The organism is Vibrio sp. 11-4(1) (assembly GCF_013048625.1).
Taxonomy (GTDB): Bacteria; Pseudomonadota; Gammaproteobacteria; order Enterobacterales; family Vibrionaceae; genus Vibrio; species Vibrio diabolicus.
The window spans coordinates 15213-35228 of sequence record NZ_VHSY01000001.1 but is presented as its reverse complement, the minus strand read 5'-3'; the positions used below and the strand labels follow the sequence as shown (position 1 = coordinate 35228).

Annotated in this window: 18 protein-coding genes; 11 read left to right on the top strand and 7 right to left on the bottom strand. The window is 44.1% G+C overall.

The window, feature by feature from the left end; all coding sequences use genetic code 11:
* Positions 1 to 9 precede the first annotated feature (9 nt).
* On the bottom strand, positions 10 to 1254 hold the full coding sequence (locus FKN16_RS00150; protein ID WP_005395507.1) for an outer membrane protein transport protein: 1245 nt from the start codon (positions 1252 to 1254) through the stop codon (positions 10 to 12).
* Between the two features lie 423 nt (positions 1255 to 1677).
* On the opposite strand from FKN16_RS00150, the gene FKN16_RS00145 reads away from it, so the two are divergent.
* Positions 1678 to 2706, top strand: coding sequence for a site-2 protease family protein (locus FKN16_RS00145; RefSeq protein WP_249370502.1), 1029 nt, complete (start codon positions 1678 to 1680; stop codon positions 2704 to 2706).
* 73 nt (positions 2707 to 2779) lie between these two features.
* Here the strand turns inward: FKN16_RS00145 and FKN16_RS00140 are convergent, their stop codons facing one another.
* On the bottom strand, positions 2780 to 3568 hold the full coding sequence (locus FKN16_RS00140) for a M48 family metallopeptidase (RefSeq protein WP_170901695.1): 789 nt from the start codon (positions 3566 to 3568) through the stop codon (positions 2780 to 2782).
* Between the two features lie 203 nt (positions 3569 to 3771).
* Between FKN16_RS00140 and FKN16_RS00135 the strand changes: the two genes are divergently transcribed.
* The 5 genes from FKN16_RS00135 (at position 3772) to cutA (ending at position 6817) form a co-directional block, all read left to right on the top strand.
* Positions 3772 to 4206, top strand: a complete 435-nt coding sequence (locus tag FKN16_RS00135) for a hotdog fold thioesterase (protein WP_012842307.1) — start codon at positions 3772 to 3774, stop codon at positions 4204 to 4206.
* Between the two features lie 6 nt (positions 4207 to 4212).
* Positions 4213 to 4446: a DUF3389 domain-containing protein gene (locus FKN16_RS00130; protein ID WP_005395503.1), complete on the top strand. Its 234-nt coding sequence runs from the start codon at positions 4213 to 4215 to the stop codon at positions 4444 to 4446.
* Between the two features lie 79 nt (positions 4447 to 4525).
* Positions 4526 to 6235, top strand: coding sequence for an SgrR family transcriptional regulator (locus tag FKN16_RS00125; protein WP_104970693.1), 1710 nt, complete (start codon positions 4526 to 4528; stop codon positions 6233 to 6235).
* Positions 6219 to 6470 carry a hypothetical protein gene (locus FKN16_RS00120; RefSeq protein ID WP_053349877.1) on the top strand — a complete coding sequence of 84 codons (252 nt, stop codon included), beginning with the start codon at positions 6219 to 6221 and terminating at the stop codon, positions 6468 to 6470. Before FKN16_RS00125 ends, FKN16_RS00120 begins: the two co-directional genes overlap by 17 nt.
* Before the next feature lie 14 nt (positions 6471 to 6484).
* Positions 6485 to 6817, top strand: coding sequence for a divalent-cation tolerance protein CutA (cutA, locus tag FKN16_RS00115; RefSeq protein WP_031780471.1), 333 nt, complete (start codon positions 6485 to 6487; stop codon positions 6815 to 6817).
* Here cutA and FKN16_RS00110 read toward each other — a convergent pair.
* On the bottom strand, positions 6779 to 7375 hold the full coding sequence (locus FKN16_RS00110) for a DUF2238 domain-containing protein (protein ID WP_005395495.1): 597 nt from the start codon (positions 7373 to 7375) through the stop codon (positions 6779 to 6781). The two genes, cutA and FKN16_RS00110, sit on opposite strands and share 39 nt — an antisense overlap.
* 242 nt (positions 7376 to 7617) lie before the next feature.
* Between FKN16_RS00110 and FKN16_RS00105 the strand changes: the two genes are divergently transcribed.
* The gene (locus FKN16_RS00105; protein WP_005376329.1) at positions 7618 to 8457 is read left to right on the top strand and encodes a 2OG-Fe(II) oxygenase family protein; all 840 of its coding nucleotides are present in this window, start codon (positions 7618 to 7620) and stop codon (positions 8455 to 8457) included.
* Positions 8458 to 8660: 203 nt separating this feature from the next.
* A complete protein-coding gene (locus FKN16_RS00100) occupies positions 8661 to 9281 on the top strand; it encodes a DNA-J related domain-containing protein (protein WP_170901694.1) in 621 nt (206 codons plus the stop codon).
* A gap of 82 nt (positions 9282 to 9363) precedes the next feature.
* On the opposite strand, the gene FKN16_RS00095 is transcribed toward FKN16_RS00100, so the two are convergent.
* From FKN16_RS00095 to tesA, 4 genes are all read right to left on the bottom strand, one after another.
* A complete protein-coding gene (locus FKN16_RS00095) occupies positions 9364 to 11019 on the bottom strand; it encodes an ABC-ATPase domain-containing protein (protein ID WP_170901693.1) in 1656 nt (551 codons plus the stop codon).
* A gap of 71 nt (positions 11020 to 11090) precedes the next feature.
* The gene (locus FKN16_RS00090) at positions 11091 to 13001 is read right to left on the bottom strand and encodes an EAL domain-containing protein (protein WP_134645659.1); all 1911 of its coding nucleotides are present in this window, start codon (positions 12999 to 13001) and stop codon (positions 11091 to 11093) included.
* Between the two features lie 180 nt (positions 13002 to 13181).
* Complete coding sequence (fabV, locus tag FKN16_RS00085; RefSeq protein ID WP_170901692.1) at positions 13182 to 14381, bottom strand: enoyl-ACP reductase FabV; 1200 nt, start codon at positions 14379 to 14381, stop codon at positions 13182 to 13184.
* Positions 14382 to 14463: 82 nt separating this feature from the next.
* Positions 14464 to 15066: a multifunctional acyl-CoA thioesterase I/protease I/lysophospholipase L1 gene (gene tesA, locus FKN16_RS00080; RefSeq protein ID WP_005395483.1), complete on the bottom strand. Its 603-nt coding sequence runs from the start codon at positions 15064 to 15066 to the stop codon at positions 14464 to 14466.
* On the opposite strand from tesA, the gene FKN16_RS00075 reads away from it, so the two are divergent.
* The 3 genes from FKN16_RS00075 to FKN16_RS00065 all read left to right on the top strand — a co-directional run bounded on the left by FKN16_RS00075 (position 15065) and on the right by FKN16_RS00065 (position 20006).
* Positions 15065 to 15757: an ABC transporter ATP-binding protein gene (locus FKN16_RS00075; protein ID WP_005395482.1), complete on the top strand. Its 693-nt coding sequence runs from the start codon at positions 15065 to 15067 to the stop codon at positions 15755 to 15757. The genes tesA and FKN16_RS00075 overlap by 2 nt on opposite strands.
* On the top strand, positions 15757 to 18213 hold the full coding sequence (locus FKN16_RS00070; protein WP_170901691.1) for an FtsX-like permease family protein: 2457 nt from the start codon (positions 15757 to 15759) through the stop codon (positions 18211 to 18213). Before FKN16_RS00075 ends, FKN16_RS00070 begins: the two co-directional genes overlap by 1 nt.
* A gap of 353 nt (positions 18214 to 18566) precedes the next feature.
* Positions 18567 to 20006 (top strand): FAD-dependent oxidoreductase, encoded by a 1440-nt coding sequence (locus FKN16_RS00065; RefSeq protein ID WP_170901690.1) that lies wholly within the window; start codon positions 18567 to 18569, stop codon positions 20004 to 20006.
* Positions 20007 to 20016: the final 10 nt, after the last annotated feature.

Below are 20016 nucleotides of genomic sequence, written 5' to 3'. Positions count from 1 at the left end.
GTAATCCCATTATTTGAAGGTGTAGTTCATCTGTACCGCGCTGATGTAAGCAGTACCTTCAGAGTCGAACTTGATCTCTTCATCCTGAGCATTTGTCTCGGTGAAAGAGCCTGATTTACTCTTAACAAGTGCAAAGCCTGCATCGAAAGTTAAATTCTCATTCATTGCGTAAGTCAGGCCCGCGCTGTACCAAAAACGGTCACTGTCAGGGATGCTCAATGTGGCTTCACCTGCTTGTTCGTCGTATGCAAAGCCCGCACGGAATGTCCAATCCGCATTGAGAGTGTAAGTGGCACCAATAGAATAACGATTGTTGTCTTCGTATTTCTCTGGTTTGTAGAAACATTGACCAGCAGTTCCATCATTACATTGAGGACTCGTCGCTTTCAGTTCTTTAAATGTGCTCCAATCGGTCTGTTGCCAGCCGTAATGTACTGCCCATTGTTCATTCAGTTGATGGAAAGCCGATAATTCGATAATTGAAGGGAGAGAGATTTTTAAACGGCCATCCACTTTTGGTGATGGAGCTCGGCCTGAGTCGTAACTACTAAACTCACCGTCGTCAAAATCTAGATCAACTTTAGAACGGTAACCAAAGCCAAAACGGTTGTTTTCATTTAGCTCGTACAAAGCGCCAATATTCCAACCCCAAGCAAAAGTTTCGCCTTCCATGCCGACAAGGTTATCGGACTTATTACCACCTAAAATACCGGCGAGTGCGCCTTTGTGACGAGTCAGCTCCGCTTCCGCGTACACTAGGTTGATACCGCCACCCACACTGAAAGACTCGTTAATACGGTAAGCGACATTGGGATTAATGTTTACTGAAAGTAGGGAAGTGTCACCCGCCATGTCACCCGCAGAAATATCATCTGGATAATCAGTAGCAACACCGTATGTTGTGAACATACCGATACCCCAAGCCCAGTTATCGTTGATAGGGCTGATGTAATAACCCGCTGGCACGACTTGTAAAGGGGCAACATCTTTCGCATGTTCTTTGTTAACTGTGTCATACACATCGACTTCAGGATCGATGATAGATAACGCGCCCGAGAATTGAGCTTCTTTGAAAAGCGTCATCGCTGCTGGGTTTCGTGCAAGAACGCTGGCATTGTCTGCGACCGCTCCTTCACCTGAAAATGCTCGACCAAGACCAGATGCTGAATGCTCAGCTACCTGGAAGCCCGCTGAATGGGCATTACACGCAAACAATATCGAAATTGTAAGCAGAGAGCAGTGCTTCTTGTTCATCCTTGACCCTCCTAGGGTGTCATAGTGTTGGACCGAAGTCCTTGTAATTGTTGTGTGATACTTACACCAGTTGTTAATACGTGAAATACAACTGTGATGTAAATGTAATGTTAATTGTATGTTTAATAACTTGTCAAAGTTTGAGCGTATTTTGCGTTTTAAATATGATGCATAGGTCAAACGGTGATTCGTAAGGGCATGTATTATCGTTATATTTCTTAAGAGAATGGTACGACCAGAATTGTTTTACGGGCTTTATGATTAAATGGCATTCAAACCAAGAGATAGCGGGCTTTGCCGTTTCTGTACTTAGCAGGCATAATTCGCGCCTCGCTTTGTTGTTATTCAATAGACGCAATAGGAATCGTGTTGGAATTACTGAATGTTGAATTTTTAGGTCGTTCGTTAAGGCTCGAAGGATCGATGGCTGGTTGGCAGCAGTTATATTGGGATAACACCTTGGTGTCCCAAATAGATGCCAGTGATAATGTTGCAGACACTTGTCTTCACCAGTTTAGACTCTCTGCAGGGGAGGAAGTCTTGGTATGCCATTTGGAGTGTTCATTAACATGGCAACCGTTTGAATTGAGTTACAAGGCCACAATTAACAATGAGCTTATTAGCGAAGGTTGCCGAAATGAAAAAGACATCGAACGCCAAGTACCAGAAGTTGAGCCGCCAACGGAAAAGCGTTTAAGTGTGATAGGGCTAGTATCGCTTGGAATGAAAGCACTCAAGAGTGCGAAAGTAATCAAAGTGGCGCTAGCATCTGCAAGTCTTGCTGCATATTCTTGGCTATTTTCTATCGAGTTCGCGTTAGCTTTGATCGCCTGTTTAGTTTTCCATGAGTATGGCCATATTAGGGCGATGAAGTACTTTGGAATGAAGACCAAGGGCATCTATTTGATTCCATTTCTTGGCGGTTTAGCGCTGAGTGATGAAAAGATCAACACACGCTGGCAAGATGTGGTTATCTCGATTATGGGACCATTTTTTGGTTTAGTTCTTAGCATCGCGTTTACTTTGCTTTATTGGATGACTGGAGAGGTGCTCTTCGCTGGCCTAGCAGTGTTTAACGCGTTACTAAACCTGTTTAATCTGTTGCCTATTCTGCCACTAGATGGTGGTCATGTACTCAAAAGCATTACCTTCTCGATGAACACTTGGGTTGGATTAGTCGGCAGTATAGCTGCTGCCTTGTTGGGTATTTTTATCAGCTATTCTTTCGGGCTGACGTTGCTAGGGTTTTTATTGTTAATGGGGATGCTAGAAGTGGTCATGGAATGGAGAGGTCGACATCATAGTCATTTATTGCCGTTAACCCGTTACGGACAACTCTTCTCACTTGCTTGGTACTTGGTTTCTGTCGGTGGTTTTGTCGCTATCATTTGGTATTTTGCTACCCTTGGAGATAGCCTATTGAGCTTGCCACTACAGATACTGGGTACTTAAACTATTCCTTATACCCATTAAAAAAGCTCCCTAGGGAGCTTTTTTGCGAAAAATAGACACTGGTAGCAGAAGTTTAGCCACATTTTGGCGTTTTCGCCTTATACGCAGGCAACTTATTTATGGTTGCTTGTAAATCTTTAATACGCGTACTGTGCGATGGGTGAGTTGAGAAGAATTCAGGAGGTTGAGAGCCACCGGATGCAGCACTCATATTTTTCCATAAATCGACACTTTGACGTGGGTCGAAGCCTGCTTTTGCCATAAACTCAAGCCCGACAATATCAGCCTCGGATTCCTGTGTACGACCGTATGGCAAAATAACACCGTATTGGACACCGACACCAAGTGCCGCCATCGTCATTTGCTGATACTGTTTGTACTCGGAAGCTCCAATGGCAACGTTTGCTAGAGACAACCCTGCATTTGCTAACTGACTTTGTGAGAGACGTTCATTACTGTGGTCAGCGAGGACGTGAGCGACTTCGTGACCAATGACTGTTGCCAACTGATCTTGGTTTTTCGCGACATCTAAAAGCCCGGTATACACGCCGATCTTCCCACCTGGTAGAGCAAACGCATTGACTTGTTCACTATCAAAAACAACGACTTCCCAGTCTTTAAATCCAGATTGAGCGGGAATGGTGTCAGTGATGTGTTTGGCAACGCATTGAACGTAGGCATTCGTTTTGCGATCTTTGCTGATTGGGATATCTTTCTTCATTTGTTCGAAAGATTTAGCGCCAAGCGATGACATTTCCTGATCTGAAAACATCAGGATCTGGTTGCGACCCGTCGGTGATGCGCTACACGCTGTTAAACCCGCGATAGTTAAAAGAGCAGAGGCTTTCATCCATACCTTCATAATAGGCTCCATCTAAATTATTTTTGTTTTGAAGCAATAGTATATACCCAAATAGTAACACGATGCATGGATCAAATTATTCATCAACTGGCAAGGAGGCCAAGATGTTACACCTTGAAGTTAGACCTAAGTAAAGTCTATGCTAGCTCTCTAATAAATCGTTACAATCCGACAAACCAATTTGTGAAATTAAGAGTAAAACAATGAGTATATGGAAAAAGCCCGTTAGCATAGAGATTCTGAATGCGACATCAAAAAATACCCTGATCGAGCACCTACAAATTGAATACACAGATTTCACGGATGACTCCCTTACAGCAACCATGCCTGTATGTAGTTTTACTCATCAACCTTTAGGAATGCTTCATGGTGGCGCTTCTGTTGTGCTCGCAGAAACATTAGGCTCTTTAGCTGCAAATTTCTCTGTCGATGAGGGGAGTTACTGTGTCGGTTTGGATATCAACGCGAACCATGTACGTGCAATGCGAAGTGGTCATGTGATTGGTACGGCAAAACCCGTACACCTTGGCGTTTCAACACAAGTGTGGCAAATCGACATAACTGATGAACGAGGCCGATTAGTGTGTACCAGTCGCTTAACTATCGCAGTGAAGCAACATAAAACGAAGTCGGTATAAAGCAAGATGGTGATTGAGTTTTCATTAGGAAAAATCATTGCTACCCAGCGTGAAATCGTGATTAAGCTCTCCGGCAGTGCAATGGTGACCTTACAAGCGCAAACCGATTCTATCCAGTTACTGGGTAGAGGAGCGAACGTTGTTTTATCTCATGGTGCAGAGTGTAAATGGTCTATCAAGCTGGATAATGAGGAACAACTTGCCGATCTTGCACGAGAAATTGGCATCGATATTCAATAATTTACTGCGTGACGTTTGCACTTTTTAATAAAAATGAGGAAACTTAGCTTATCAACAATAAGATAAGAATTTCCTCTTTATGAGTAGCCCTCGTTTACGTGTTCAGTTCGAAACACTGTTTGAAAAATTTTCCGGTCACGATACGGACGTTCAGCTTGAAGACATCACCGAAGCGCTGTTTTGTACACGTCGTAATGCTCGTATTGTTCTAAATAAACTTGAAGAAGAGGGCTGGATTGAATGGCATCCAGCAGCGGGTCGAGGAAAACTCTCAAAACTCGTTTTCAAACGTAACCGTAGCGATGTCAGTGAAAACCTCGCCAGACGTTATCTCGACGAAGGGAAAATTGGCCAGGCTCTAGATGCGCTTGATAACGACGCGGCTCGATTAACGCAGGTTATTCAGGGTTATTTAGGGCTTCAGCATCGGCAGGGCGAACAGGTGGTACGTTTGCCATATTATCGACCATTGGCGATGTTAAACCCACAGAAACCGATGCGGCGTTCAGAACAGCACATCGCCAGACAAATTTTTAGCGGGCTAACTCGCCTTGATGAAAATGAACAACTTCAGCCAGATTTAGCCCACACATGGGAAGCCATTTCTGATACGCACTGGCGTTTTTATCTTCGTCGTGGGGTGCGTTTTCATAATGGTGAACCCTTATCAACCAGTTGTGTACTTGAAAGTGTGCTTGCACTAAGTAGCCTGAACCTGTTTTCTCATATAAAAAAGGTATCTTCACCACAGGAATGGACCGTCGATATTGAACTCGTCCGTCCTGATCGCTACCTGCCTTTGGCGCTGAGTGAGTCGCAAGCAAAAATTTTGCTACCAAGCGCTTTGCGTTCAGAAAACTTCGATAGACAACCGATTGGGACAGGGCCGTTCCAAGTTAAAATGAATGATGATAAGCGTCTCATTTTGACTGCTTTTGATGGCTACTTTGGCTTTCGTCCCTTGCTGGACCAAGTAGAGGTGTGGGTAATTGATGAAGCGTACTCTTCAATGGTCTATCCAAGCTTGTCTAAGCCAAAGATGGATAAACAAGGTTCATCTGATGAAGTCGAGCTTGATCCTGGCTGTACATTCCTATTACTAAACAAAAACACCGGGATTGCAAAAGATCCACGCTGGGCAGAATTCCTATCACAAACTCTCAACAGTCACCAGATTTACGCGCATGTTCCTCAAGATAAAGTGATGGAATTGGGTGTATTGCAAGCCTTTGGCCTTAAGCCAGGTTGGATTGACCTTAGGCCTGCAGAGGCGGGCAGCGTACCGCAGGCTGATAAGGTGATTTCCGTAGCGTATCAGAAAAAGCATCCGATGTTTCCAGTAGTTGCCAAGGCCATCAAGACACTCTTAAAACCGCATGGTATAGAGGTCGAGTTTATTCGTTATGATTCTCAACCGCCCGCACCTGAGGAAGTGGATATTTGGGTGAAAGCCATGGGCATTGCAACGAACCGAAATGACGCGTTAGCGGGCTGGCTTCTGGATTACAGTGATATTGAGAAATTCAGTTCTGGTTACGATTTTAGCGAATGGGCTAAGCTCGTTGATCAGTGGCGTGCTGGTGTTTATCCAGACTTCCCTGCACGTGAGTTAGGACGTCAGTTGGTAAAAAGTTGTCAGGTGATTCCGATGTTTCACTGCTGGTTGGGTGTCAATAAAGATCACAGCGGTGCCTTACAAAATGCAAAGTGTAATGCCTTAGGTTGGTTTGACTTTAATAACGTATGGGTAAAACCTGATATAGAAAATAATCATGGCGAAACCGAATAAGAAACAGCCGACGAAAACCGTCGATATCTATTGCTCAAAGTGTAAAACTCAACTATTCAAGTACCGTAAAGGCGGAAAAGGCGCACTGGTCAAATGCTTCAAAGAGCGCATTGTTGACGATTTCACACAAACCCCATGCATCTGTCCCAGTTGCGGGCAAGAGTTTGCAAGAGATACCCTAGTGAGAGGAACGCCCGCTTACAAAATGATTGGCGGCAAAGTGACAATGAAATAATGAAGGGCTAGAAAATGAGTATAAAACATGACTACTGCATGGTGTTAAGCACAACCAGCAACGAAAAAAATCGAGATCAGATCATTAAAGGTTTGCTAGATGCCCAATTAGCCGCGTGTATTCAAACGATGCCTATTGAAAGTCACTATGTGTGGAAAGGGGAGATTTGTACTGACAACGAATGGTTGCTGGTGATCAAAACTCGCCGAGAGCTCTATGAATTGGTGGAAGAGAAAATAGAAAACCTGCACGAATATGAAGTAGCACAGATCGTACAGGTTCCAATTGTTGATGGGTTTAACCCTTATTTAGAGTGGCTGAGAGAATCGACGCTGAGCCGACATTAAAAATAGCGACAACGCTGCACCAACGGTGTCGCACAACATATCTTTCTGGGCGTCCCATATGTCACCTTGCGAGCCCAGAAAGGCGATTCCTTCATCGCCGCCAGCCAATTCTGCATACCACCATTCGATAATCTCATAGCCTGCTGCAAGCGACATGATCGCAAACAAAGCAAACCAGCAAGAGAACGTTTTGTTGAACTTGTTCTTGTGTATCAAGTATTCAGCTATCGGATACGCATAAAGGCCAATCGAAAAGTGCGCAACGCGATCAAAGTTGTTTCTATCTGAACCAATCATGTCGTTAAACCAGTCAAATGGTACTTCGGAAAACGTATATTTCGCTCCGATAGTGTGCAAACAGAGCCAGATGAACATTAAAAAGTAAGCCGTATTACTGAATTGATAGCGAATCGAGATTGCCCAAATAGCAACAAGAATACCAATTGCTGGGATAATCTCCGCAAACCAAACGGCACGTGAGTTAGGTTCTAACGCAGAAAATAAAAACACGATGGCATAAAAAATCGTCAATCCTAAGAGTGTCGAGGTGCTTTTCATAGAGTTACTTGATCCTTCAATTTATCTTACAGTGGGACTCCATAGACTTGGGTAATGATTACACTTAATTGAACGGTGTGCAATTGTTATTTTGATGGTGTTTTTGATCACTGAAAATGTTGATTTATTGCCAAACTGCTCAACATTAAAACGTTTGCGCGTGCACTTTTCATTAAAGTTTGATTTACAACATGCCCATCCATAGAATCCGTGATTCAGTCTAATAAAAAAGAAGTAAAGCCATGAAACTGGAAACTGTCGATTATCTTGCTGACGATGCTGCTCAACAGTTCGTTACCTCTCTGCGCGAAACTGGGTTCGGTGTGTTGAAAAACCACCCGATTCCACAAGAGCTTGTAGAGTCAATTTACAAAAACTGGCATGAGTTTTTCTGTTCAGATCAAAAGAATGATTTTCACTTTAACGTAGACACCCAAGATGGCTACTTCCCACCTTCTGTGTCTGAAGTAGCGAAAGGGCACAAAGTGAAAGACATCAAAGAGTACTTTCATGTTTACCCTTGGGGCCAGATCCCAGAGCAACTTAAAGCTGAAATCTTAGAGTACTATGAGCGGGCGAATGCATTTGCTCAGGAGCTATTAGGCTGGGTTGAAGCGTACGCACCTAAGGACGTTCAAGAGAAGTTTTCTATCGCGTTGTCAGAAATGATCAATAACAGCGACAAAACATTACTACGCGTTCTTCACTACCCGCCAATGACAGGGGAAGAGGAGCCAGGCGCTATCCGTGCTGCCGCGCATGAAGACATTAACCTGCTAACGGTTCTGCCAGCCGCTAATGAGCCTGGACTGCAAGTAAAGAGCAAAGAAGGTGATTGGATAGATGTACCATGTGACTTCGGAAACTTAATCATCAACATTGGTGATATGCTTCAAGAAGCGTCGGGCGGTTACTTTCCTTCAACGACTCACCGTGTAATCAACCCAACGGGTGGCCGTCAAGAAAAGTCGCGGATTTCATTGCCGTTGTTCTTGCATCCAAAGCCAGAAGTGGTTTTGTCAGAGCGCTACACCGCACATAGCTACCTTATGGAACGTTTACGTGAACTAGGGGTTATTTAACCTTTACGTGATCTCCTTACAAAGGCCGATGGTTGATGACTATCGGCCTTTTGTTGTTTATGGTACAAAATGATACCCACGCTTCATTCGGTGCCACAGAAATTAGGCCTGAAATACGCGTCAGCAAGCATTTTTACCAGTACAGATGAGCAGCCTTCTCTGAGATTAGTGTGATGCTTCAATATTAAAAACAGAGAGGATGAATGGAAGGACAACGCACGGTCAGTAGTATTGAGACTCATGCAATAGAAAACCCGTTGCTTTGGCCAATGCTAGAAATTCTTAGAAAGCAGCCTTCCGATTGGAAAGTTCACACCTTAGCAAGCAAGTTGAGTGAACAAGGCTACATTTCGAAATTGGATGATTCTCCTGATAAGGATTTATTCAAACGAAATTTCTTAATCATGAACGCGCTATACCAACTGCAAGAAACGCTTTACCCAGATGCCTGGCTGCAAGTTGAAGCGATGAATATCCAGCTGATGTCTTCGTTAGAAGCTTCGAGGCATATCGTTGATATTAACGACCCTTTGCGTGAATATTATCTGGATTGGCGCAACTACGAAGCGGACGAAGATGAAGTGCGTCGATTGTTGAATGAATTTTGGACCACTTATCAAAAATTCATTGGTGGTTCGTCTACAGTCAGTGTGGATAAAACAAAAGCACTCTCACTGTTTGAGCTTACCCCTGATGCAACACCCGCAGAAATTAGAAAGCAGTGGCGAAAACTCGCGCTTCGTTGGCACCCAGATAGAGAGGATGGTGATGCAGAAAGGTTTAGAATTCTTTGTGAAGCGTGGAATGTACTGAGAAACGAATGATTCGGTATGAATAAAGATAAAGGAAGGCAGCTAACTATTAGCTGCCTTTTTTCATTGGATTATCTCAATCAGCGTATCAAAACTAGCATGAAGGCTTAAACTGAGATTTTCTCATGCGATTAAGCGCAGCCATTACGTCTAGTGTGCGTGGTTTGGCTAAGTCCCCTTGCTTAGGAAGCGATGCATGCCACTCACCAGACAGCATTTCTTCAATTTCCTTCGCTGGATGATTACACCAGCCTGGAAGCTGAGCGATTTGGAACCATAACCAGCCAATCGTGTTGACTTCATCAGCGGACTCAATCTGTTCCAAAGCGCTAAGGTCAGTAAACTCTTTGCCAAATCGAAGTGACTCTTTGCCTTTCGCATTCACACGGAACTTACCGTCAGTGAGAATATTCATCAAAGCAACGCGATTCAGGGCGCGAGGCGGGAAGGTTTGTATACGTTCTTCCGATTCGTTATGACGTTGAGTAGGGTGCTGAGCGATCACTTCTTTCGCTTTTTCTGTCACATCAACCGCTTGGTAGTCGTGCATCTGAATGACTGTGTCGGCAACGTCTAAGTAGTCGCCTGAACCACCCATAACGATAATGGTAGAGATATCGAGATCATCTCGCAATTGACCAATGCGGTCGACAAGAGGGGTGATTGGTTCATCACCTTTTGCCACCAATGCCTGCATACGTTCATCTCGAATCATGAAGTTCGTCGCAGAGGTGTCTTCATCAATCAATAACGTGCTCGCACCCGCTTCAATAGACTCTTGAAGCCAAGCGGCTTGTGATGTTGAGCCTGATGCATCTTGAGTCGAAAAGTCCGCTGTATCTTTACCCATTGGCAAATGGTTGATGTAATTCGACAGGTTCAAATGATGCACACATCGACCATCTTCGGCGCGGATCTTCATTGCTTTGTCATCAGCTACGATGTATTCACGACCATCTCCTGGAATATGATCGTAAATCGAACGCTCAATCGCATTCAGTAAGGTAGATTTACCGTGGAAACCGCCACCAACGATTAGCGTAATGCCCTTTGGAATCCCTAATCCCGTGACATGGCCTTTGTTTGGTGCATGTAAAGTCACTTGCAGCGATTCAGGGGCCTTGAACTCAACCGCCTCTTTCATTGGGAGATCACAGTTGCCAGCAATTCGAGGAAGAATGCTGCCATTTGCGACAAACGCAACTAGGTTATTGGCTTCCAACTGTGCACGCAGGGCATCTTGGTCTTCAACAACTTGGCAATGCTCAATCAATGCTGCTTTGTCGAGTTCACGTTCTAAGGTCGCTCGACGGATAAACTTAGGCAAATGGAAAGTCAGTATGTTGTTGGCTTTTTTCCCCAACACTGAACGACCTTCAGCAGGCAAGTTAACTCGAAAACGCAGTTCAATACCTTCCTCGGTAAACAATACTGCGGTGCTATCCAACACAGTTTGGCCATTCAATGAAATGGATACGGAGTTTTCTTGTTTAGCAAACTGCTCAAAACTGCGCGCAATAAAATCACGTGCTGCTCGTTGAAAAGCAGGGGACTCGTCTTTTAACCATTCCAGACCAGTCAAGGACCAGGCGCGAGTTGCACGAAAACGTGACGCGGAAGCATACGGATCTCCTTGTACGTGATCGACGAACAAAGTGAAATCAGTGAAGTCGTATTGACCTTTGATTTGTTGATAAGCGCGGTAGTTCTGCTTTTCAATTTTCTTAAGCGTGGCAGTCAACTGATCCATGAAGATATTGGCCTTTTAATAGAAGCGGGCGGCGATTATAGAAACCACCGCCACCTTAGTAAAGAGAATGCTTAGGAAGAGTAGGCGTATTGTCCGCCTGAAAGACGCTGATTAAACAAACTTTGCTCAAATTCATTACAAGGCATCGGTTTACCATAGAGAAAGCCTTGCCCAATATCACAACCCTCACCAATAAGAAACTGCTCTTGTTGGGGTGATTCAATGCCCTCAATAACCACTTGGAGGTCCAGTTTTTTAGCTATGTGTATGATAGAGCAAATGATCGCACGATCATCGTCCGACTTTTCCATTTGCTGGACAAAGCTCTTATCAATCTTGATGGCATCAAATGGGTATTTCTTCAAATAGCTGAAAGAGGCGTACCCAGTACCAAAGTCATCCAGTGACAACGTCACGCCTAGTTCGTGCAATTTGTTTAGCGTTGTGCGTGCTACGATTTCATCGGCAATTAAAGCGCTCTCCGTCACCTCGAGTTCGAGAAAATGTGCTGGTAAATGGAAGGATTCGAGTAGGTGTTGCACTTGCTCCGCAAAGTTCACGTTTTGTAATTGAATTGGAGAGACGTTAACGGCAATTTTGAAATTATCAATTAACTCCGACCACTGTTTAGCTTTGTCTATCGCGGTACGAAGAACAAAAGAGCCAACTTCAAAAATAAGCCCATTTTGTTCGGCCATATGTATTAATGCTTCGTTAGAGACGTCGCCCAGTATTGGGTGTCTCCAGCGCAGCAATGCTTCTGCGCCAATCCATTTGTGAGTATGGGGATGAACTTTGGGCTGAAAGTATAGCATTAGGTCGTCATTTCTCACCGCTTGCAACAAGTAGCTTTCCAATTGATTGTGGTTGTTTAGCTCATTCGAATGACTTTCACAAAAATAACTATACGCTTCGCCAGACTCTTTACACAGCAGCATGGCATAGCATGCATTTTGAAGAAGTTGTTTGGCATTGCTGGTTTGGTGGGCTTGTACAACACCAATATAAGAGTTGAGGTGAACCTCTGTGTCTTTTATATAAAAGCTTCCCAAGCCAATATTGGTGATATCATCCAGTAGCTTACGCAATTTCATATCAATATCGTTGCCCCAAATGAGTAATACAAGGTCATTCGAGCTCGGCCTCCCGGTAACAAAATAACTCGATTCTCGTTTACCAAGGCGATACCGAAATTCTTTTAATATCTCGTCAAAGGCCTCAAAGCCATAACGGGTTTGGATACTGCGAGCATTACTAAAGCCAATGTTTATCACGAGCAGTGATTGCTGGCTATGATCCAACGTTCCGAGCGTTTCTCCGACAACACTTTCCAGTGCTGCGCGGTTTAAGAATCCGGTTCCCTGATCGTGTGTTTTTTGGTAGCTCACTTGTTTTTCTGCGGCCTTACGACGATCAATCTCTTTTGTTAGGGAGTAACTCAACTGCGCTAAGTCCGTAGTACGGTTCTCAACTCGATTTTTGAGTTCATTATTAAGACGCTGGAGCTTGTGTTGCTGATACACGACGGAGAGCTGCGCTTCGATTGAGTCTTTGAAAGTTCCGAGCAATTGGCGGTAAGTGTCGCTGTATTCATTCTTCTTGGAATCAAGCATGCAGATGGTTCCAAACGTCTCTCCGTTTGGCCAGAATAACGGTAAACCACAATAAGATATCATGCCTAGTTTGATGTCAGGGTTGTTGCACCATTCTTCATCCTCGAGCGCATTAGGAACTATGAGTTCGCTCTTATGCTCAATGACATGCTCACAATACAAACCGTTCCCGAGTAGTTCAGCATCGCCGGTACGATAGGGGTTACCTTGAGTTTCACTGGATGTGTTGACTTCAATACGATCTGGATGGATACGCATGATTAATGTGGTGGGTACGTGCGTTATTTGAGCCAGTAAGTTGACGATTTCCTGCCAACTTTTTTGCATAGACTCAGGGATTTCATAATCTAATGTTTGCAATCTCCCCATATAGGTCATCCTTTACGTGGTTTCACTTCCTGTGAATTTAAAATGTAGACTGCTCTATCTTGTTCTCGGTTTTTAATTAAGTATAGGGTGACTGGGGCTTGAAACAAAAAAAAGTCCTGAAAAGTGTTCAGGACTAGGAATAGTTATCACATATCTCATACTTGAAACAGATAACAAGCATTAAGGTTTAAGCGATTTTAGCGACTCAATAGAAATGTCTTGCGAATAGTCGACGTCTTCAAAGTTAAAGCCATTTAGCTTCATAAACTCATCTTTAAAGCCTTGGTAATCACCAACCTCTTTAAAGTTATTCGCGTTCATTTGCTCTAAAAGAGCATGGACTTCTTGTTGTACTTGCGGGTCAAGCTCTAATTCGTCTATTCGGATTAAGCGTTCGCCGTCAACAGGCACTTTATCTTGATCGTACAATTTAGTCGTAAACAGTCGCTGCATTTGTTCAATACAACGTTCGTGAGTACCTTTTTCCTTCATCACTCGATACAGTGCTAAAAGGTAGGGACTTAGCGCAGGAATGAACACACTGGCTTTCGTCACCAACGCCTTACACACTGTTGCGTAAGCACCGCCGTCAAAGTTGGCAAGTTTTAGATTCAACGAGTGACTTGTTTGGTGTAAGTCGATTTTCGCTCGACCTAACGTACCATCGAGATAGATAGGGTGCGTAACGTCTGGTCCCATGTAAGAAAACGCGATGGTTTTGCAGCCTTGTGCAATCGAGTCATTATTAATCAGTGTATCAATCCAGCTTTCCCAGTCTTCACCGCCCATCACTTTGATAGTGGCTTCGGCCTCTTCCTCTGTTGCTGGAGTTAAAGTGGTTTCTACCCACTGATCGTTCTCCAGCATAATTGAAGCGCCAGTGACAGGCTCACCAATAGGCTTAATGACGCTGCGCCAAAACTCATCAGACTCTGGTTTAGGTCGAACACCCGTCGCTAAGCTATAGATGACTAAATCAACTTCACCTTCAAAGTACGTTTCAATGGCTTCAATCACTTGATTGCGGACAGAGTCAGTGAATGCGTCACCAACAATATTGATGGCGGTACGCCCCGCGTGATTTGCTTCTTGTTTAAAAAAAATGTTGTTATACCAACCCGCACTTCCAACGCCTTTATCTGAAGGCCCGCGCTCGAAGGAGACACCAATGGTATCAGCTTTAGCACCTCCGAAGGTGAGGGCAATACGAGCCGCTAACCCGAAACCAGAGGAAGCACCAATAATCAAAACCCGTTTTGGACCGCTTTTGATCTGCGGGGCGTGTTTTACGTATTCAATTTGCTCTTTAATGGATGCATGACACCCGTATGGGTGAGCAGAGCGAGCAACAACACCTTGAATTAAAGGGTCTATTCGCATGTTGTTATCTATCCTCGATGAGTGGAATTGAAAATAGATTAACGTAAAGTTAAGTAAAACTTATTGAGCTAGACCATTAAAATTAGAGATGTTTAATTAATTCTTGAGCAACAAAGTCAGCAATCCAAGGCTGTGCATCAGGCTTTGGGTGAAGGCCATCATCCATCATCCACTCGGGTTTGATGACAACATGCTCCAAGAAGAATGGCATCAAGGTAACTTGTTGATGTTGTGCGAGCTTAGGGTAGATATCGTAAAACATATCGCTATAGCGCTTACCATAATTAGGTGGCACTCGAATTTGCATCATGACAACGTCCGCACCTGAATCTTTTATCATGGTAATCATTTTTGAGAGATTCGACGTAATAAGTTTAGGAGGGAAACCCCTCAGGCCATCGTTGGCACCTAACTCAATAAGTACCATATCAGGGCTGTGTTGGGTTAGCAGCTGTGGTAATCGAGCTAAGCCGTTGCCTGTGGTATCGCCAGAAATGCTGGCATTAATAACTGTTACATCTTGACCATGTTCTGACAAGGCATCAGGGAGTAAGCTAGGCCAACTCTTTTCGATCGGCATCTGATAGCCCGCGCTCAGGCTATCACCTAAGACAAGTAGCTTTTCGCTCGCATGTGCAGTAGCGGAAAAACAAAAAAATAGAACTAAGGAAAGTATACGAATCATGCAAACACCTGTACTTAATGCACCTATTGTTCAAGCCAATTTGGTTTCTAAACAAGTCTCTACTAATCAAGAGCAATTAACAATCCTCAAAGATGTAAATGTTGACATCAGGAAAGGAGAAAAAATCGCCATCGTCGGTACTTCCGGTGCGGGTAAGTCAACGTTGATGACGTTGTTAGCTGGCCTTGATACACCAACATCAGGTGAAATTACCTTGTTAGGTCATGAGTTATCAAAACTTGACGATGAAGCTCGCGCAAAAATTCGAGCTGACTCTCTAGGTTTTGTTTTCCAAAGTTTCTTATTAATCCCGAGCTTGAGTGCATTACGCAATGTCACGCTTCCTTGTCTTTTACGTGGTGAAGCCGAAGACGAAGCAAGAGCCGCCGAATTATTAACCGCTGTTGGATTGGAAAAACGTGTCGATCATCTTCCAAGTCAATTATCTGGTGGTGAACAACAACGTGTCGCGCTAGCACGTGCCTTTATGACACAGCCTGAACTGTTGTTCGCAGACGAGCCTACCGGCAATCTTGACCATCAAACCGCAGACAAAGTGATTGAGCTGCTATTCGATCTTAATGAGCAGCATGGAACAACGCTGATATTAGTTACACACGATGGTCATCTAGCAAGTCGATGTGACCGTATTTATCGTATGGAGGCAGGTGAGCTTAAGGAGGAGGTGTAATGTCTGCAGTATCATCAAGCGAAGCAACATCGACAGAAAGAAGCAGTGCAATAAAACACTCGTCAAACAAAAGCCTAATACGTTGGAGTTTCGGCGAAATAAGACAGGGGAACCTTTGGCCTATTAGCGTTGCTCTTATTCTTGTGATTGCGAGCATCTTTGCGCTTTCTGCATTAGCGGAGCGAATGGAGCAGGTGATCGTCAAACAGGGGAAGGATGCATTGACAGCGGATGCGGTGTTTGTGTCTGCTAATCCTATACCTGACACGTTGTTATCCTCGACTGAAAACCTAGAACGTTCGACGATGACACGATTTGCCACGATGGCATTTAGCGACAATGGTATGCAGTTGATTTCCGTAAGGGCAGTGGACGACAATTACCCTTTAATGGGAGAACTGGTACTAGACAACAACCCATCCGGTCGCGTTAAAGAGAACCAACTCTGGCTTGATGAGCGGATTATGGCTCAACTAGACGTCAAGTCGGGTGACAGCGTCACTATAGGCGATGCCGATTTTACGGTTTCAGGTGCAGTGCTGATGGAACCTGGGTTAAGCTTTAACCCATTTCAGCAAATGCCTTCTGCATACATCCATCAAAAAGACGTTGAGAAAACAGGAGCAATTCAAGTCGGGAGTCGAGTTCAATACCGTCTGTTTCTACAAGCCGATGATAAAACGCTAAAAGGCCTGCAAGAAGATACTGTTCTTTCTCCTAGTGATCGCTGGCGCACGCAAGATACTGCCAGTCGTAGCAATGAGGTCTTTGAACGAACGACGCAGTATTTGTCTCTAACGGTTGCGATTGTCATCATTATGGCAGCGACAACATTGGTTCTTACTTGCCAAAACTATGTGAATAGTCGAACACAAACCATTGCGATGCTAAAAAGCCTTGGCGCAAGTCGACGATGGATTGAAAAATGGCTGTTTATTCAAGTCACAATCCTGCTCATTAGCGCCAGTGTCGTTGGGTTATTGTTGGGGAGTGGGCTGGAGTACTTATTGCGCATTCCACTTAAAGACTTATTACCAGAGCTACTACCTAGTTACGGCGTCACTCCTTATCTAGTGTCGTTTATCTCAGCAGTCCTGATCACCGTTCCTGCCCTTGGCATACCATTGCTAGGTTTGATTAAAACTCCAGCCTTAGAAGTGCTACAGCAGGGCAAAGCTCAACGTTCTTGGAAGCGAATGTTGCTTGTTCTAGTTCCCGTCGTCCCATTACTTTTGCTTTATGCTGATAATACCTTAGTTTGGATTGTTCTTATTGGTATTGCAGTACTTTTTGTAGTGCTTGCTGCAGTGAGCGTCGCACTCACAAAATTGTTTGCGCGTATTTCAACACAACCTGCCATGAAGCTTGCGTTGAGTCGTATCAACCGCACGCCAGTAACCAGTGGCCTGCAGTTTGGTGCTTTGGCGTTGTCTTTGATGCTGCTATCTATTATCTGGCTTGTGCGCAGCGATATTCTCGCGGATTGGGAGAGAACCTTACCTGCAGACGCGCCAAATGTCTTCGCATTAAATATTGGTGATTACGAACTCGATAGCTACCTAGAAACCTTAGATAAAAATGGGGTTACACGGTCACAAGCTTATCCAATTATTCGTGGTCGATTGACAGAGATTAATGGTCAAAACGTCAAAGAGATTGAATATGAAGGAGAAGGCTCTGACGCAATACGTCGTGAATTGAACCTTACGTGGGGAAACAGCCTGCCAGAGTATAATGATGTGCTTGCGGGTGAATGGACAAATAAAGGGAGTGTCTCCGTAGAAGCCGATGTAGCAAATGACTTGGGCATCGAACTTGGTGACAAACTGCGCTTTGTTATTAATAGCCAGAACTACGATGCGGTAGTAGATACCATTCGTTATGTTGAATGGCGTGATATGAAGCCTAACTTTTACTTTATTTTCTCATCCGACGTTATGGCTAATCTACCGGGTTCTTACCTCATCAGTTATAGAATTGATGAAGGGAACGAAGCACTATTAACGTCTATGTCTCGATCTCACCCAACGGTCTCTGTTTTAGATATTCGTACCATGGGCGAAAAAATCCAGGATTTGATTCAACAAATCGTATCGGCAATCACTATTCTTGCTCTTTTAGGCGTGGTGGCGGGATTGCTACTTATCTTCACGCTATTGAGATTAAGCTTATCCCAACGTCAGCAGGAGATTCGTTTGTATCGCACATTAGGCTCAAGTAAAAAACGGATCAATACGACTCTGTGGGCCGAATACGGCATTATGGCGTTGATAGCTAGCGGTGTTGCGGTATTCGCTGCGGAAGTTTGTGTGGCCGCGGTAATGACATATGGCTTCGATCTGAACGCACAAATTCACCCCGAATTGTGGATAGCTTTACCACTGGCAACATTTGTTACGTTGGCACTTGTCGTAATGAGTTTGTTGAAAAGATTGTTAACGCCAGTAAACACTTAATCACTGCAAATGTTATTAAATGCGGAACACTCCATGACACTTTTATTTTAGTTATCCACAAAAACAGTGGATAACTTTTGGGATAACTAAATGGGGTAAAAAGTGAGGTGTTTCTGCAGGCTTTGCGCCATGGGTCTTACAGTGAAATTGTTATTCACATAGGCACAAAAAAGTGTCTTCCTAACCATGTCGTCAAGTACTTTTTTTGCAATTTTTTTCTACTTTAACGCACCATAAAGGCGCAGTTGGATATTTCGCAAACCCATGAACTTTTTGTGATTTTAATCAAGCCCAAACACGAGTAGAATCCACCGTTAGTAAAGAATTTTCCTTATAAAATTTTTAGTGAAGCAATGAAGTCTGAGTTTCCAAATTACAAAGATAAGCACATCGCTGTTGTTGGTGGCGGTGTCGCAGGTGCAACAGCAGCAATTCATTTTGCGGAGCTGGGTTTTAAAGTTTCCGTAATAGAGAAGGGCGTATCACTGGTAAATGGTCCGCCCATTTGCCATTTACATGCAGGTGGCAACTTATATCGAGAGATTTCTGAGCAACAATGTTTAGATTTGTTAGCACAATCCATTGATACCGTTCGCCTATATCCGCTTTCACTGAATATTCGCCCGACGATCATTGCAGTTCCTTATTCTGATGGTGGAGACCCATCCGCACTTATTCCTCGACTAGAGGTGGTGAAAAATGCGTATCAAACGCTCGTTGATAAAGATCAAAGCAACAAAGTGCTCGGCGAGCCAAGCGAATACTACAAATTGTATTCAAAAGAGGATCTAGAAGCACTCGCACAATGTACTCAACCAAGTCACCCTGCAACCTTTGATGAGTGGTGTATTCCTTTTGCTCAACATACTGATCTAGAAGCGCTAAAGTACCCAGTTGTGGCGGTTCAGGAATATGGCTGGAGTGTTTTTCGCCTTGCCGCAATTGCCAACTTAACGTTGAACGCTCTGCCAAACGCCTCAGTATGCACACAAGCAACGCTCAAACAAGCGGACTGGATGGGTAATCACTGGCAACTTGGTTACGAACGAGATGGCATTGATTATCTTATGACATGTGACTACTTGGTCAATGCATGTGGTTTTGAAACAGGATCCATTGACAATACCATCGGTGCCAAGCGTGATAGGTTAGTTGAGTTTAAAGCCGCTTACGTAACCAAGTGGGCAGACTGTCAACAACTGTGGCCAGAAGTTATTTTCCATGGACCGCGTGGAACTGATAAAGGAATGGCTCAACTGACCCCCTATGGTGATGGTTATTTTCAGCTTCACGGCATGACGAAAGGTATTACGCTATTTGAAGATGGCTTAGTTGAGAGTACGCCGTCCTCAGCTCAGCCCGAACTGCCTGTTCCTTTACTCTCAAAGATACGTAACGGTTGGCGAGAAGAAGTCTTAGAAGAACGAACCAATAACGCTATCAATCACATGGCGCAGTTCATTCCCTACTATCACTCTGCTATCAAAGGGGGAAAAGCCCTGTTTGGTGCCCAGCAAATTCCTGGAACGGATCCGGTACTCAGGGCAGCCGACGTGACCTTTGAAGACAGCCATTACGCACGAATAGAAGTGGTAAAAGCGTCATCAACACTACTCGCAGCGCAAAAAATGCTTCAGTTCTGGTTTGATATTGAACCTAATCAAAATGTGGAATCCCAACATCCTGTCGCTGTGCATTGGTCTGAACAAGAAATTGAACAGTACGCGATTAAACTCACGCAAGAGCGAGATTATCCGCAAGCGTTAGCAGAGCGTTATGGGATGCCTGCATAACAGTTACGTA